This window comes from Microbacterium capsulatum, from assembly GCF_030865425.1.
Taxonomy (GTDB): Bacteria; Actinomycetota; Actinomycetes; order Actinomycetales; family Microbacteriaceae; genus Microbacterium; species Microbacterium capsulatum.
Genome location: NZ_JAVFCB010000005.1, coordinates 159,384 through 172,285 on the forward strand (window position 1 = coordinate 159,384; position 12,902 = coordinate 172,285).

Here is a 12,902-nt window from a genome sequence, read left to right on the forward strand (position 1 = left end):
GGCGCGGTCAGGCGATGCTGATGACCGCGTCCTCGGGGTTGATGTCCTCGAGCGTCTTGCCGTGCGTCTCCGGCGCGAACACCGCGGCGATCGCCAGCAGGACGTACATCCCGGCGAGGAGGATGAAGACGCCGGGGACGCCGAACGCGGCGAACAGCGGGACGGCGATCAGCGGCATGACGGCACCGGACACGTTGCCGATCCCGTTGACGACCGACGTCCCCAGGGCGCGGACGTGCGTCGGGTAGATCTCCGGCGACCACGCGGCCAGGGTCGTGTTGAGCAGGAGCGCGAAGAACTGGAAGACGGCGCCCAGCACGAGGATCAGCGCGACGCCGTTCGAGAAGCTCGCGAAGGCGATCGCCGAGAGGCAGCCGAGGACCGCCCCCAGGACCACGACCGCCTTGCGCCGGAACCGGTAGGCGAAGTACGCCGCCGCGCTCGCGCCGACCAGGCTGCCGAGGTTCATGATCATGGTGAATCCGAGGCTCGCCGTGATGCTGTACCCCTTCGAGAGGAGGATGGTGGGCATCAGGACCAGCAGGGTGATCTGGGCGCCGAAGGACATCCAGGACGCGATTCCGATCGCCGCCGTCCGGCCGAGCGAGTGCGTGGCGAAGAGGCTGCGGAGCGGGACGCGCCGGTTCGCCGCTTTGGGGACGTCGGCCTCGGTCACGTACACCCGCGGCGTGAGCGTCTTCTGCTCCGAGCGCGGGATGAGGCTCTGCGAGTTGAGGACGGTGAGGGCGCGGTTGGCCTCGTCGACGCGCCCCTGGGACAGCAGGAACCGCGGGGATTCGGGCATGTACCGGCGGATGACGATGACGAGGAGCGCGGGAACCGCGAGGAACACGTAGAGCCAGCGCCAGCTGCTCGCGGTGCCGCCGAGGACGTCGTTGAGCGGTCCCAGGACGATCAGGAAGAGGCCGAAGGCGACGAAGTTGCCGATGCCGCCGGAGCCGATGTTCAGGGACGCCGCCACCGTTCCGCGGAACCGGGTCGGCACGATCTCGGAGACGAGCGCGAGGCCGACGGTGAACTCGCCGCCCAGGCCCACACCGACGATGAAGCGGGTGACGAAGAGCCAGCCGGCATCCGGCGCGACGGCGCTGAGCAGACCGCCGATCGTGTACAGGACCAGGTTGAACGAGAGGACGAACCGACGACCGTAGCGATCCGCCATCCAGCCGGTGAGCAGCCGGCCGACGAGTCCGCCGATGATCATCACCGTGTTCAGCAGCGTCATCTGGGCTGTGCCCATGCCGAAGCTGGCCTTGAGTCCTTCGACGATGGCTCCGGTGGTGTCCTGCTCGAGCGCGTCGAAGAACATCCCGCCGAGCACCATGACGACGACGAACGTATGGACGCGCGTCCATCCGATCCGCTCGATGGCGGTGGTGAGCGTGCCCTCGCCCGGCTTCGGGACGCCGGGGGAGGGCGGGGCGGCGGTGTCGTGCCTTTCGGCCCGATCGTTGGTGGTCATTGCGGGATCTCCTTATCCCTTGCCGTGCAGGAGTTCGACGTTGAACTGACCGTCCCTGCACGTGATTGTCGGGGGTGGTGTAAGGGAAGTTCTAGTCCTCGAACTTTGTTAAGTCAAGAGATCAATAAGATGTCTTCCGTTCATGTCTTAGTTGACGTACGCTGAGGCGAGGGCAGAGGCGCCGCAGCAGCGGCTGTGCTGCCCCGAGTCGCCACCAGATGATCGCCGGGCGGGGCCGCCCGGCGAAGCGAAGGAGCTGTTATGGACGCACTGAGGATCTCCGCCACCGCGAACGGCCAGAACTACCTGCCCGAGTACGTGGCCGACGCGGCGGGGCTGTTCGAGAAGGCGGGGCTGACGGTCGTCGCTCGGGCGAAGGATCCGTGGACGGGCGTGCTCGACGACCTCGTCTCGGGGGAGGCGGACCTGGCCCTGGGCGGGATCTGGGTGCCGGGGATGCTCTACGGTGCCGAACCGCGGCTGACCGTCGTCTGCCAGCTGAACCACCAGTTCCCGATGGCGATCGTCCTGCGCGAGGACATCCCCGCGTTCGACCTCGCACAGCTGCGGGGAATGACGATCCTCGCCCCCGGTGCCGGCGGCAGCGCTCCGTACGCGTTCACGGCGGGTCTGATCCGCGAGCAGGGGATCGACCCGCGCGACGTGACGTTCATCCGCGATCTGTCCACCAGGATGCTGCTGGACATGTACCGCGCGGGCACGGGCGACGGGATCATCCTCGACCTCACCTCGGCCGCGCAGCTGCAGGCGGCCGGCGGCGGGACGATCGTCTTCCGGCACCTCGAGGCGGGCGGCATCATGCCGAACAGTGTCTACTACTGCCTCGCCGACCGTGTGGACGAGCTCGCGGACCGCATCTCCCGGTTCAGCGCGTGCATCGCCGAGGCCATGACCCGGATGTCGGCGGATGACCCGGTCGTCCGGGCCGTGCTCGCCGAGCGGTGGCCGGACGCCGACCAGGAGCTGCTCCGGTCGGTGCAGGCGGAGCTCGCCGCGAGTCAGGTGTGGGCGAGCGCGGCCTTCGATCCCGCTGCGGTCGGACGCTGGATGGGGATCCTCGCCGATGAGAAGATGGTGCCCACGGCGCCGGCCTTCGAGGATCTCGTCGACACCCGGTTCACCCGGGACCTCGTCGCGGCCCGGGCGTAGCCGACCGCGAACGCCGGGACCCGGTCCGTCACGCGGGCCGGGTCCCGGGCTGTTCATGCTGTTGTCTTATGATTGTGACAAAGTCGGAGGGGCTTTCACGGTCAGGGGGCGACATGAGCACGACGGGCAACGGCGAGGTCGGCGAGCCTCTTCCGACCGGCGATCTCTTCCTTCGCCTCGACCGCTCCGGACGCATACCGCTCTACTACCAGATCGCCGAGATCATCGAGGCGGCGATCGCCGACGGCACGCTGCCCACCGGCATCCGGCTCGAGAACGAGGTGTCGCTCGGCGAGCGTCTCGGCATCTCCCGCCCGACGATCCGGCGGGCGATCCAGGAGCTGGTGAACAAGGGGCTGCTGGTGCGGCGTCGCGGCATCGGCACCCAGGTCGTGCAGCGACCGGTGACCCGCAAGTTCGAGCTCTCCGGGCTCTACGACGACCTGCTGCGCGGCTCGCGGAACCCCACCACGGATCTTCTCGTGCGCGAGGTCGTCCCCGCCGATGCGGAGACGGCGAAGATCCTCTCCGTGCCGGAGGGGGTGGACGTGCTGCACCTGCGTCGCCTCCGGTATGCGGACGGCGTGCCGCTCGCCGTGCTCGAGAACTCGCTGCCCATCGAGTTCGCCTCGATCGCCGACGACGACCTCAGGACGCGGGGCCTCTACGGCGTGCTCCAGGGGCGGGGCACGCAGATCAGCGTGGCGTATCAGCAGGTCGGCGCGCGCGGCGCCACGGCCGAGGAAGGCCGGCTTCTCGGCATCCCCGAGGGCGCCGCGGTGCTCACGATGGAGCGCACGGCGTACAACAACGACGGCCGGGCCGTCGAGTTCGGCCGGCACTGCTACCGGCCCGATCTCTACTCGTTCGAGATGACGCTCGTCAACAGCTGATCCGGGCGATCGCCGTGCGCCGGCGTCAGACCCGGTCGGCGAGGATCGCGTGCCGCTTGTCGCCGACGCGCACGAGGATCAGCGTCGCCGCCTCGGCGCCGCGCAAGGCCAGCTTCTTGCGGAACACGGCGGGATCCACGTCCACTCCGCGCTTCTTGATCTCGAGCCGGCCGATGCCGGCCTTCTTCAGCGTCGCGCCGATCACCTTCGGGTTCATCGGCAGCACCTCGCGCACCCGGAACGATGCCGCGAACGGGCTGTCGGCGGGCGCGTCGGAGGTGAGGTACGCGATGTGCGGATCGAGCATGCCCGCGTCGAGGCTGCGGGCGAGGTCGCCGATGAGCCGGGCGCGGATCACCGCCCCGTCGGGCTCGTGCAGATAGGCGCCGAGTTCGCGGACCTCGGCGTCCTCGGCGTCGGCGGGCGCGGTCAGCTCGTGGCTGCGGTCGCCGCGGATCACGAGAGCCGCTCGCCGGACGCCCTCGCGGGCGAGGATCCCCGACCACAGCACGAGCTCGACGACGTCGCCGTCCGCGCTCACCCACTGCGCCTCGACGCCGGCGGGGATCGCGTCGCGATCGTGCGCGGGCCCGAGCTTGATGCCGGTCGGGATCCGCTCCGCGAGCGCGAACGCCCAGTCCAGCGACGGTGAGTAGTCGTCGGCGGAGACCCGCTTGGTCTCGCTGTGCCCCGAGGTGCGCCGGGCGGGATCCAGCCAGACCGCCTCGGTCCCTGTCTCCGAGTTCGTCGAAGAGCCCGGCGCATGATCCTGCGCGAACCCGTGCCGCACCTCGGCGTCCGACCCGAACGGCGCGAGGTTGAACGCCGCCAGCGCGGCCGTGACCTCGTCCGCGTCCACCGCGGTGACCCGCAGGCCGGCGCCGGCGAAGGCGAGCGCGTCGCCGCCGATCCCGCAGCCGAGATCCGACACGTGCCCGACGCCGGCCGACCGCATCCGGCCGGCGTGCCGTGCGGCGACGCCGAGCCGGGTCGCCTGCTCGAGCCCCGCCCGCGTGAACAGCATGCGCGGGGCGAACTCGCCGAACTTCGCGGTGGCCTTCGTGCGCAGCCGGGCCTGCCCGACCACGGCCGAGACGAACGCGGGGGAGTGCCCGGCGGACCGCAGCCGCATCACGGCCTTCGCGGCGGCGTCGGTGGACTCGATCGGCCCGAGCTCGTCCAGCATCCGCAGTGCCTCGGGCGTCAGCAGGGTCGTGAGCTCGGCCATGTCCATCCGTCCAGCCTAGGGCGGGGCGCCTCCGCGGAACTCCCGCCCGGCTGGCACTCGCATTGCATGAGTGCCAGCGATGTGCCTAGACTGTCGTTAGCACTCTCGGGCTGAGGGTGCTAACCAGTCTTGAACCGTCAAGAAAGAGGTAGACCGTGTCGGTTTCCATCAAGCCGCTCGAGGACCGCATCGTCATCAAGCAGGTCGAGGCCGAGCAGACCACCGCGAGTGGCCTGGTCATCCCCGACACCGCCAAGGAGAAGCCCCAGGAGGGCGAGGTCGTGGCCGTGGGCCCCGGCCGCATCGACGACAACGGCAACCGCGTTCCGCTCGACGTGACCGTCGGCGACCGCGTGCTCTACAGCAAGTACGGCGGGACCGAGGTGAAGTTCGGCGCCGAGGAGTTCCTCGTGCTGTCGGCTCGCGACGTCCTCGCGGTGGTCGTGCGCTGAGCTCGCACTGACGTATCGAAGGCCCGGATGCCCTGCGCATCCGGGCCTTCGTCGTCCCCGGCCCCCGGGATCCGGCCCCCCGGCCCCCCGGCCCCCGGGGATCCGATCCGGCCCCGAGGATCCGATCCGGCCCCGGAGGATCCGATCCGGCCTCGGAAAACGGAGAGGATCGCGGCGCGTCGCGGACGGATCCCCATCGACACGCCGGATCGACGGACCCGGCTCTCCGTTTTCCGGCGAGAAGAGCAGCGTGGGGCGTGAGCGTGGGGAGTGAGCGTGGGGTGTGAGCGCGGAGAGATTGAACAAGCAGGGCCGAGCCGAGAGGGCAGGCGGACCATCCGGGGGAGCGCCGTCGCATTAGGGTTGATCGGTGACCACCACTGAACGCAGCGCCCAGTCCGTCGGCGTCGCCTCGGCGGTCGGCGCCTACCTGCTCTGGGGCCTTCTCGCCCTCTACTTCCTGCTGCTGGAGCCGACCGGCGCGTGGGAGCTGGTGGCATGGCGCGTCGCGCTGTCCTTCGTCTTCTGCCTGATCCTGCTCACGGTCACCCGCGGCTGGGCCCGCGTCATCGCGATCCTGCGGCAGCCGCGCCTGGCCGCGCTCACGGCCCTCGCCGGCGCGCTCATCTACGTCAACTGGCAGGTGTTCGTCCTCGCCACCCTCGGCGGCAACATCGTCGAGACGAGCCTCGGCTACTTCATCAACCCGATCGCCACGATGCTGCTCGGCTTCTTCGTGCTGCACGAGCGGATCCGCCGGATGCAGTGGGTCGCGATCGGGATCACCGTCGTCGCGATCGGTGTGATCGTCTTCGCGTACGGGAAGTTCCCCTGGATCGCGCTGCTCCTGACCGCGTCGTTCGGCCTGTACGGCCTGGTCAAGAAGAAGATCGGACCCTCCGTCGACGCGATCAGCGGGCTCACCCTGGAGTCGCTCTGGCTGCTGCCGGTCGCGGTCGTGCAGCTCATCGCGGTGGGCGCGACGACCGGGATCACGATGGGCGCGAACGGTCCCGTGCACGCGCTGCTGCTGAGCTTCGCCGGGATCGCCACGGCCGTGCCGCTGCTGCTCTTCGCGGCCGGGACGCGCCGGATCGGCCTCGTCGCGATCGGTATGATCCAGTTCATCACCCCGGTCATGCAGTTCGCCGAGGGGGTGCTCCTCAAGCACGAGGAGATGCCACCGGCGCGCTGGATCGGATTCGCCGTGATGTGGATCGCGATCGCCGTGTTCGTCGCCGACCTCGCGGTCACCGCACGGCGCGAACGGAGCCGCTCCGCGCTCGAGGCGACCCCCGATCCGCTCTGACATCGGATTCGGGATCCCATCGACATGCGCGGGAATGAAACGCTCAGATTCCGCGCTTAGGCTATACACACGCGAGAAAGAGGAGCCCCCCAGCCCATGGAGCAGCACGACCCGTTCGGCTTTGTCGGATTGACCTACGATGACGTTCTGCTTCTTCCGGGGCACACGGACGTGATCCCGAGCGAGGCGGACACCTCGTCCCGCGTGACGCGCCGGATCTCGGTCGCCACGCCGCTGCTCTCCAGCGCCATGGACACCGTGACCGAGGCGCGCATGGCCATCGCGATCGCCCGTGAGGGCGGCCTGGGCATCCTGCACCGCAACCTCTCCATCGCCGACCAGGCCACGCAGGTCGACCGCGTCAAGCGCAGCGAGTCGGGCATGATCACCGACCCGATCACGACGACCCCCGAGGCCACGATCGCCGAGGTCGACGCGCTGTGCGCGAAGTACCGCATCTCGGGCCTGCCCGTGGTCGACCCCGAGGGCCGCCTCGTCGGCATCGTCACGAACCGCGACATGCGCTTCGTGTCGGGCAAGGCGAAGCAGACCACGCTCGCCCGCGACGTGATGACGAGCGAGAACCTCGTCACCGCCCCGGTCGGCGTCGAGGCCGCGCAGGTCATCGCGCTGTTCGCGAAGCACCGCGTCGAGAAGCTGCCGCTCATCGACGCGGACGGCAAGCTCGCCGGCCTCATCACCATCAAGGACTTCGACAAGAGCGAGAAGTACCCGCTCGCCACCAAGGACGAGCAGGGCCGCCTGCGCGTCGGCGCCGCGATCGGCTTCTTCGGTGACGCGTGGGAGCGTGCCGAGGCGCTGCGCGACAAGGGCGTGGACGTGCTCGTCGTCGACACCGCGAACGGCCAGTCGCAGGGCGTGATCGACCTTGTCAAGCGTCTGAAGGCGGATCCGTCCTTCGACCACATCGACATCATCGGCGGCAACGTCGCGACTCGCGAGGGTGCGCAGGCGCTCGTCGACGCGGGCGTGGACGCCGTCAAGGTCGGCGTCGGCCCCGGCTCCATCTGCACCACCCGCGTCGTCGCCGGCGTGGGCGTGCCGCAGGTCACCGCCGTCTACGAGGCGTCGCTCGCCGCGGGCCCGGCCGGCGTCCCGGTCATCGCCGACGGCGGTCTGCAGTACTCCGGTGACATCGCCAAGGCGCTCGTCGCCGGCGCCGACGCCGTGATGCTCGGATCCCTCCTCGCCGGCACCGACGAGTCGCCGGGCGAGATCGTCTTCCAGGGCGGCAAGCAGTTCAAGCAGTACCGCGGCATGGGATCCCTCGGCGCGATGCAGACCCGCGGCAAGCAGACCTCGTACTCGAAGGACCGCTACTTCCAGGCCGACGTGCCCAGCGACGACAAGCTCATCCCCGAGGGCATCGAGGGCCAGGTCCCGTACCGCGGCCCGCTCTCCGCCGTCGCGTACCAGCTCGTCGGCGGCCTGCGCCAGTCGATGTTCTACGTCGGTGCGCGCACGATCGAGGAGCTCAAGGCCCGCGGCAAGTTCGTCCGCATCACCGCGGCCGGGCTCAAGGAGTCGCACCCGCACGACGTGCAGATCGTGGTCGAGGCCCCGAACTACAAGAAGTGACCCGAAGCCGTCCGTCCCGCGCCGGGACGGATGGCTGGACGGAAGACGAATGGCGGGCGGATCCCTACGGATCCTCCCGCCATTCGTCGTTTCTCCCGCCGGATGATCGTGTGGATCACGCCGCCGGGACGGGCTCCGGTGCGGTAGACGCCGACGCCGACGCCGACGCCGACTCGGACTCCGCCGCGATCGCGGCCTCCCCGGCCCCGTGCGCACCCCGGCCCGCCGGCAGCAGCAGGGCGATGAGCGTCGCGGCGAAGAGCACGGCGGATCCGGTGAGCACGGCGGGGCGCGCGGCGTCGACGTAGTGGTCGGGCAGCAGCTGACCGCCCGCGCCGACGAAGATCGCCGTCATCACCGCGGTGCCGAGCGCGACGCCGAGCTCGCGGACGGTCGAGTTCACGCCGGACGCCTTGGCGTGGTCGACCAGCCCGAGCGTGGCGAGCAGCGCGGTCGCGGAGGGCGCGAACACGAGTCCCATGCCCACGCCGGCGAGGATGAACGGCGCGACGAGCGTGGCGTAGTCGAGGTCGCGCGTGATCTCCAGGCCCATCCAGCCGAGGGCGACGCCCTGCAGCAGCAGGCCGGCCACGAGGAGGATCCTGGTCCCGACGCGCGGCGCGATGATGCCGGCGATCGGGGCGACGAACATCGGCGCGAGCGTCCACGGCGTGGTCTGCACGGCGGCTTCGAGCGGCGTCGCTCCCTTCACGACCTGCAGGTACTGGATGAGGATGAAGACGGATCCGAACGTCCCGAAGCTGAACGCGAAGCCGACGACGTTCGTGATCGAGAAGGACCGGTCCCGGAACAGGCGCAGCGGCATGAGCGGGGTGCGCGAGCGCAGCTGCCAGACGAGGAACGCGAGCACGAGCGCACCGCCCAGGGCGAGCTCGGCGATCACGCCGACCGAGTCCCAGCCGTCGTCGTTGCCGCGCACGATCGCGTGCACGAGCGCGAGCACCCCGGCCGCCGCGAGCACCGCGCCCGGCACGTCGATGCGGACGCGCGCGCCGAAGTCGTTGTTCAGCACGAGCAGGGCGAGCGGGATCGCCACGATCGCGACGGGCACGTTGATCCAGAAGATCGCCTGCCAGTTCCAGCCCTCCATGATCGCGCCGCCGATGAGCGGGCCGACGGCGACGCCGAGGCCGGACACGCCGCCCCAGATGCCGATCGCGAGCGCCCGGCGTGCGGCCGGAACCGCGCCGGTGAGCAGCGCCAGCGAGAGCGGCATGACCGCCGCGGCGCCGAGACCCTGCGCGGTGCGGGCGGCGATCAGCTGGCCCGGGTCCGCGCTGAGCGCGGCGAAGAGGGAGCCGGCGCCGAACAGGGCGATGCCGGCCGCGAACACGGTGCGGCGGCCGAACCGGTCGCCGAGCGCGGAGAAGACGAGGATCGCACCGGCGAAAGCGAGCGTGTAGGCGTTCACGAACCACTGCAGCTGCTCGATGCTCGCGCCCATCTCGCGGTGCAGCACGGGCAGGGCGTTGGTCATGACGAGGTTGTCGAGGGTCGCCATGAACATCGGCAGTGCCGCGGCGGCGATGACGAGGGCGATCGGATGCGGGCGGCGGGCCGCGACGGCGGGGGAGGACTCGGACATGGAAGCTCCAGTTGTCATTGGATGATTACTTGCCTGGGAAGCAATGTAGTAATCCCATGATTACAAGTCAAGTCATTCGCTGATAATCTTTCGGGATGACATCCGCAACGGCTTCCGGCAGGGCCGCCGAGCCCGAGGACACGGGCCGCCGCCTCTCCTCGGACGAGCGTCGTGCGCAGATCATCCTCGCCGCGCTCACGGTGTTCGGCGCGCGCGGCTACGAGGGCGCGACCACCGACGAGGTCGCCCGAGCGGCCGGCGTGAGCCAGCCCTACGTCGTGCGGCTGTTCGGCTCCAAGGAGAACCTCTTCCTCGCCACGATCGGCTTCGCGCTCGATCGGCTGCTCGGCGCGTTCCGCGCCGCGCTCGCCGCCCCGGACGAGGGCGGCGAGAACCCGGTCGGCAAGCGGATCGGCGAGGCGTACGTCGATCTCATCGAGGTGCGCGGCCTGCATCAGACCCTCGCGCACGCGTATCTGCTCGGCAGCCACCCGACGATCGGCGTCGCTGCACGCCGCGGCTTCGCCGAGGTCTGGCGGTTCTTCCGCGACGAGATGGGACTGGACGCCGACGAGGCCCGCAGCTTCCTGGCCGAGGGCATGCTGATCAGCACCCTGATCGGCCTGCGGATCGTCGACGACTACGGATCCGATCCGCAGATCACCGAGCTGTTCCGGGCGTGCTTCCCGAACAAGCTGCCGCACGTGCTCGAGGTGCTGCCGCGCAGCGAGCACCGCCTGTAGCGGCGGTCCGGGCGGGCGCCGCGGCTTCCCCGCGTCGGCGGTGCGGCGTAGCGTGACGGGCATGTGCCGCAGCATCCACACCCTTCACAACTTCGAGCCCGCCGCCACCTCCGACGAGGTGCACGCCGCCGCCCTGCAGTACGTGCGCAAGATCGCCGGGACGACCAAGCCGTCCAAGGCGAACCAGGAGGCGTTCGACCACGCCGTCGCCGAGATCGCGCACCTCACCCAGCACCTGCTCGACGACCTCGTCGCGACCACGCCGCCGAAGAACCGCGAGGAGGAGGCCGAGAAGAAGCGCGCCCGCGCGATCGCCTCCGGGCGCTACGCCGCCTGATCCCCGGGCGCGGCCACGGACCGCACCCCCGTCTGACCCGTGACGCAGAGGCGGGCCGGGTAGTCTGAGGGGGTGACTCAGGAGATCGAGCTCGGCCGAGGCAAGCGCGCTCGTCGCGCATACACGTTCGACGACATCGCGGTGGTGCCCTCCCGGCGCACCCGCAACCCGGAGGACGTCTCCACGGCGTGGACGATCGACGCGTTCCCGTTCGAGATCCCGGTCATCGGCGCCCCGATGGACTCCGTGATCAGCCCGCGCACCGCGATCATGCTCGGTCAGCTCGGCGGACTCGGCGTCCTCGACCTCGAGGGCCTGTGGACCCGGTACGAGAACCCCGAGCCCCTGCTCGACGAGATCGCCGGGCTCGACGAGACGCGGGCGACCGCGCGCATGCAGCAGCTGTACTCCGAGCCGATCAAGCCCGCGCTCATCAAGGAGCGCCTCGCCGAGATCCGCGAGGCCGGCGTCACGGTCGCGGGCTCCCTCACTCCGCAGCGCACCCAGGAGCTCTACCAGACCGTGGTCGAGGCGGGCGTCGACCTGTTCGTCATCCGTGGGACGACCGTCTCGGCCGAGCACGTGTCGAGCGTCGCCGAGCCGCTGAACCTGAAGAAGTTCATCTACGACCTCGACGTGCCGGTGATCGTCGGCGGCGCCGCCACCTACACCGCCGCCCTGCACCTGATGCGCACGGGCGCCGCCGGCGTGCTCGTCGGCTTCGGCGGGGGAGCGGCCTCCACGACCCGGGCGACCCTCGGGATCCACGCGCCGATGGCGACCGCGGTCTCCGACGTCGCCGCCGCCCGCCGCGACTACCTCGACGAGTCGGGAGGGCGCTACGTGCACGTGATCGCCGACGGCGGCGTGGGCACCTCGGGCGACATCGTGAAGGCCCTGGCCACCGGCGCCGACGCGGTCATGCTCGGCGTCGCCCTCGCGCGCGCCACCGACGCCCCCGGCCGCGGCTACCACTGGGGCCCCGAGGCGCACCACCCGAAGCTGCCCCGCGGCCGCCGCGTGGCGGTCGACGGCGTCGCGACGCTGGAGGAGATCCTCTACGGCCCGGCCCCCGTCGCCGACGGCACGGCCAACCTCATCGGGGCCCTGCGCAAGTCGATGGCGACCACCGGATACTCCGACCTCAAGGAGTTCCAGCGCGTCGAGGTCGTGCTCTCGCCGTACGAGCGCTCCTGATCCGCCGCAGCACCGCTCCCGAACGCACCGTGTCGTCCCCGTCTCCGCAGCTCCCGGTCGCGCCGGAGTTCCCGCCGACCCTGCGCGAGGTGATGCTCCGCGGGCGCTGGATCGGCATGCTCCTGCTCTGCCTCGTCGTGGCCGGTGTGTTCGCCTGGCTCGGTCAGTGGCAGCTCGGGCGCGCGATCGACTCGAACCCGCCGCCGCCGGACATCACCGAGAACGTCAAGCCGATCGACCAGGTCGTCAGGCCCGGGCAGTACCTCGACGCGCCGCTCGTCGGCCAGCGCACCGAGGTGCGCGGATCCTGGGTGCGCGGCGACTTCCTCCTCGTCGCCTCGCGCTTCAACGACGGCGCCGAGGGGTATTGGGTGACGGGGCAGCTCCGGATCGCGGGCACCGCCGAGCCGACGTCGATCGCGATCGCGGTCGGCTGGGCCCCGGACGAGGCCGCGGCGAAGGCGGCCGCGCAGCGCCTGGAGAAGACGGCGGACGGATCCGTGGTCTCCATCACCGGCCGGCTCATCTCCGAGGAGGGTGCGGACTCGCCGCCCCAGGACCAGCCGCGGAGGATGGACCGGATGTCGCCGGCCGCCCTGCTCGGCTTCTGGCACGACACGGACGAGCTCGATGTGTATCGGCCGTATCTGGCCGCGCAGAAGCCGCTCGGCGGGCTCGACGCGATCTCCTCTCCGGCGCCGGTCCAGCAGTCCCCGATCAACTGGCTGAACATCTTCTACGCCGTGGAGTGGGCGGTCTTCGCCGGGTTCGCGTTCTACCTCTGGTACCGGCTCGCCAAGGACGCCTGGGAGCGCGAGGTCGAGGAGTTCGAGGAGCGCCACGGCATCGACGGTCCGAGCGCGGCGACCGACCCGTCCTGAGCGG

General features: G+C 70.5%; 12 protein-coding genes. 9 read left to right on the top strand and 3 right to left on the bottom strand.

Annotation, left to right across the window (positions count from 1 at the left end; translation table 11 throughout):
* Positions 1–7 precede the first annotated feature (7 nt).
* Entirely contained in the window at positions 8–1,483 is a 1,476-nt protein-coding gene (locus RBR11_RS10330) for an MFS transporter (RefSeq protein WP_308489247.1), read from the bottom strand.
* Between the two features lie 261 nt (positions 1,484–1,744).
* On the opposite strand from RBR11_RS10330, the gene RBR11_RS10335 reads away from it, so the two are divergent.
* Positions 1,745–2,653, top strand: a complete 909-nt coding sequence (locus RBR11_RS10335; RefSeq protein ID WP_308489248.1) for an ABC transporter substrate-binding protein — start codon at positions 1,745–1,747, stop codon at positions 2,651–2,653.
* 113 nt (positions 2,654–2,766) lie between these two features.
* Positions 2,767–3,546 (top strand): GntR family transcriptional regulator, encoded by a 780-nt coding sequence (locus RBR11_RS10340; protein WP_308489249.1) that lies wholly within the window; start codon positions 2,767–2,769, stop codon positions 3,544–3,546.
* Between the two features lie 25 nt (positions 3,547–3,571).
* Here RBR11_RS10340 and RBR11_RS10345 read toward each other — a convergent pair whose 3' ends face one another.
* Complete coding sequence (locus tag RBR11_RS10345; RefSeq protein ID WP_308489250.1) at positions 3,572–4,780, bottom strand: class I SAM-dependent methyltransferase; 1,209 nt, start codon at positions 4,778–4,780, stop codon at positions 3,572–3,574.
* A gap of 149 nt (positions 4,781–4,929) precedes the next feature.
* On the opposite strand from RBR11_RS10345, the gene groES reads away from it, so the two are divergent.
* The 3 genes from groES to guaB all read left to right on the top strand — a co-directional run bounded on the left by groES (position 4,930) and on the right by guaB (position 8,134).
* Positions 4,930–5,226 (top strand): co-chaperone GroES, encoded by a 297-nt coding sequence (gene groES / locus RBR11_RS10350; protein WP_045273364.1) that lies wholly within the window; start codon positions 4,930–4,932, stop codon positions 5,224–5,226.
* A 370-nt stretch (positions 5,227–5,596) separates the two neighbouring features.
* On the top strand, positions 5,597–6,535 hold the full coding sequence (gene rarD, locus RBR11_RS10355; protein ID WP_308489251.1) for an EamA family transporter RarD: 939 nt from the start codon (positions 5,597–5,599) through the stop codon (positions 6,533–6,535).
* Between the two features lie 96 nt (positions 6,536–6,631).
* Positions 6,632–8,134 carry an IMP dehydrogenase gene (gene guaB, locus RBR11_RS10360; protein WP_308489252.1) on the top strand — a complete coding sequence of 501 codons (1,503 nt, stop codon included), beginning with the start codon at positions 6,632–6,634 and terminating at the stop codon, positions 8,132–8,134.
* Positions 8,135–8,249: 115 nt separating this feature from the next.
* On the opposite strand, the gene RBR11_RS10365 is transcribed toward guaB, so the two are convergent.
* Positions 8,250–9,740, bottom strand: coding sequence for an MFS transporter (locus tag RBR11_RS10365; protein WP_308489253.1), 1,491 nt, complete (start codon positions 9,738–9,740; stop codon positions 8,250–8,252).
* Between the two features lie 95 nt (positions 9,741–9,835).
* Here RBR11_RS10365 and RBR11_RS10370 point away from each other — a divergent pair, with 95 nt between their 5' ends.
* From RBR11_RS10370 to RBR11_RS10385, 4 genes are all read left to right on the top strand, one after another.
* The gene (locus RBR11_RS10370) at positions 9,836–10,483 is read left to right on the top strand and encodes a TetR/AcrR family transcriptional regulator (RefSeq protein ID WP_308489254.1); all 648 of its coding nucleotides are present in this window, start codon (positions 9,836–9,838) and stop codon (positions 10,481–10,483) included.
* A 61-nt stretch (positions 10,484–10,544) separates the two neighbouring features.
* Positions 10,545–10,820 (top strand): DUF2277 domain-containing protein, encoded by a 276-nt coding sequence (locus RBR11_RS10375; RefSeq protein WP_308489255.1) that lies wholly within the window; start codon positions 10,545–10,547, stop codon positions 10,818–10,820.
* Positions 10,821–10,892: 72 nt separating this feature from the next.
* On the top strand, positions 10,893–12,017 hold the full coding sequence (locus RBR11_RS10380) for a GuaB3 family IMP dehydrogenase-related protein (RefSeq protein WP_308489256.1): 1,125 nt from the start codon (positions 10,893–10,895) through the stop codon (positions 12,015–12,017).
* Between the two features lie 92 nt (positions 12,018–12,109).
* Positions 12,110–12,898 carry an SURF1 family cytochrome oxidase biogenesis protein gene (locus tag RBR11_RS10385; RefSeq protein WP_308489403.1) on the top strand — a complete coding sequence of 263 codons (789 nt, stop codon included), beginning with the start codon at positions 12,110–12,112 and terminating at the stop codon, positions 12,896–12,898.
* Positions 12,899–12,902: the final 4 nt, after the last annotated feature.

What these genes read in the sequence shown, in the direction of transcription:
- RBR11_RS10375 (WP_308489255.1), top strand. Translation starts at nt 10,545, where the DNA reads ATGTGCCGCAGCATCCACACCCTTCACAACTTCGAGCCCGCCGCCACC.
- RBR11_RS10335 (WP_308489248.1), top strand. Translation starts at nt 1,745, where the DNA reads ATGGACGCACTGAGGATCTCCGCCACCGCGAACGGCCAGAACTACCTG.
- RBR11_RS10385 (WP_308489403.1), top strand. Translation starts at nt 12,110, where the DNA reads ATGCTCCGCGGGCGCTGGATCGGCATGCTCCTGCTCTGCCTCGTCGTG.
- RBR11_RS10340 (WP_308489249.1), top strand. Translation starts at nt 2,767, where the DNA reads ATGAGCACGACGGGCAACGGCGAGGTCGGCGAGCCTCTTCCGACCGGC.
- RBR11_RS10330 (WP_308489247.1), bottom strand. Translation starts at nt 1,483, where the DNA reads ATGACCACCAACGATCGGGCCGAAAGGCACGACACCGCCGCCCCGCCC.
- RBR11_RS10345 (WP_308489250.1), bottom strand. Translation starts at nt 4,780, where the DNA reads ATGGACATGGCCGAGCTCACGACCCTGCTGACGCCCGAGGCACTGCGG.
- RBR11_RS10370 (WP_308489254.1), top strand. Translation starts at nt 9,836, where the DNA reads ATGACATCCGCAACGGCTTCCGGCAGGGCCGCCGAGCCCGAGGACACG.
- RBR11_RS10365 (WP_308489253.1), bottom strand. Translation starts at nt 9,740, where the DNA reads ATGTCCGAGTCCTCCCCCGCCGTCGCGGCCCGCCGCCCGCATCCGATC.
- guaB (WP_308489252.1), top strand. Translation starts at nt 6,632, where the DNA reads ATGGAGCAGCACGACCCGTTCGGCTTTGTCGGATTGACCTACGATGAC.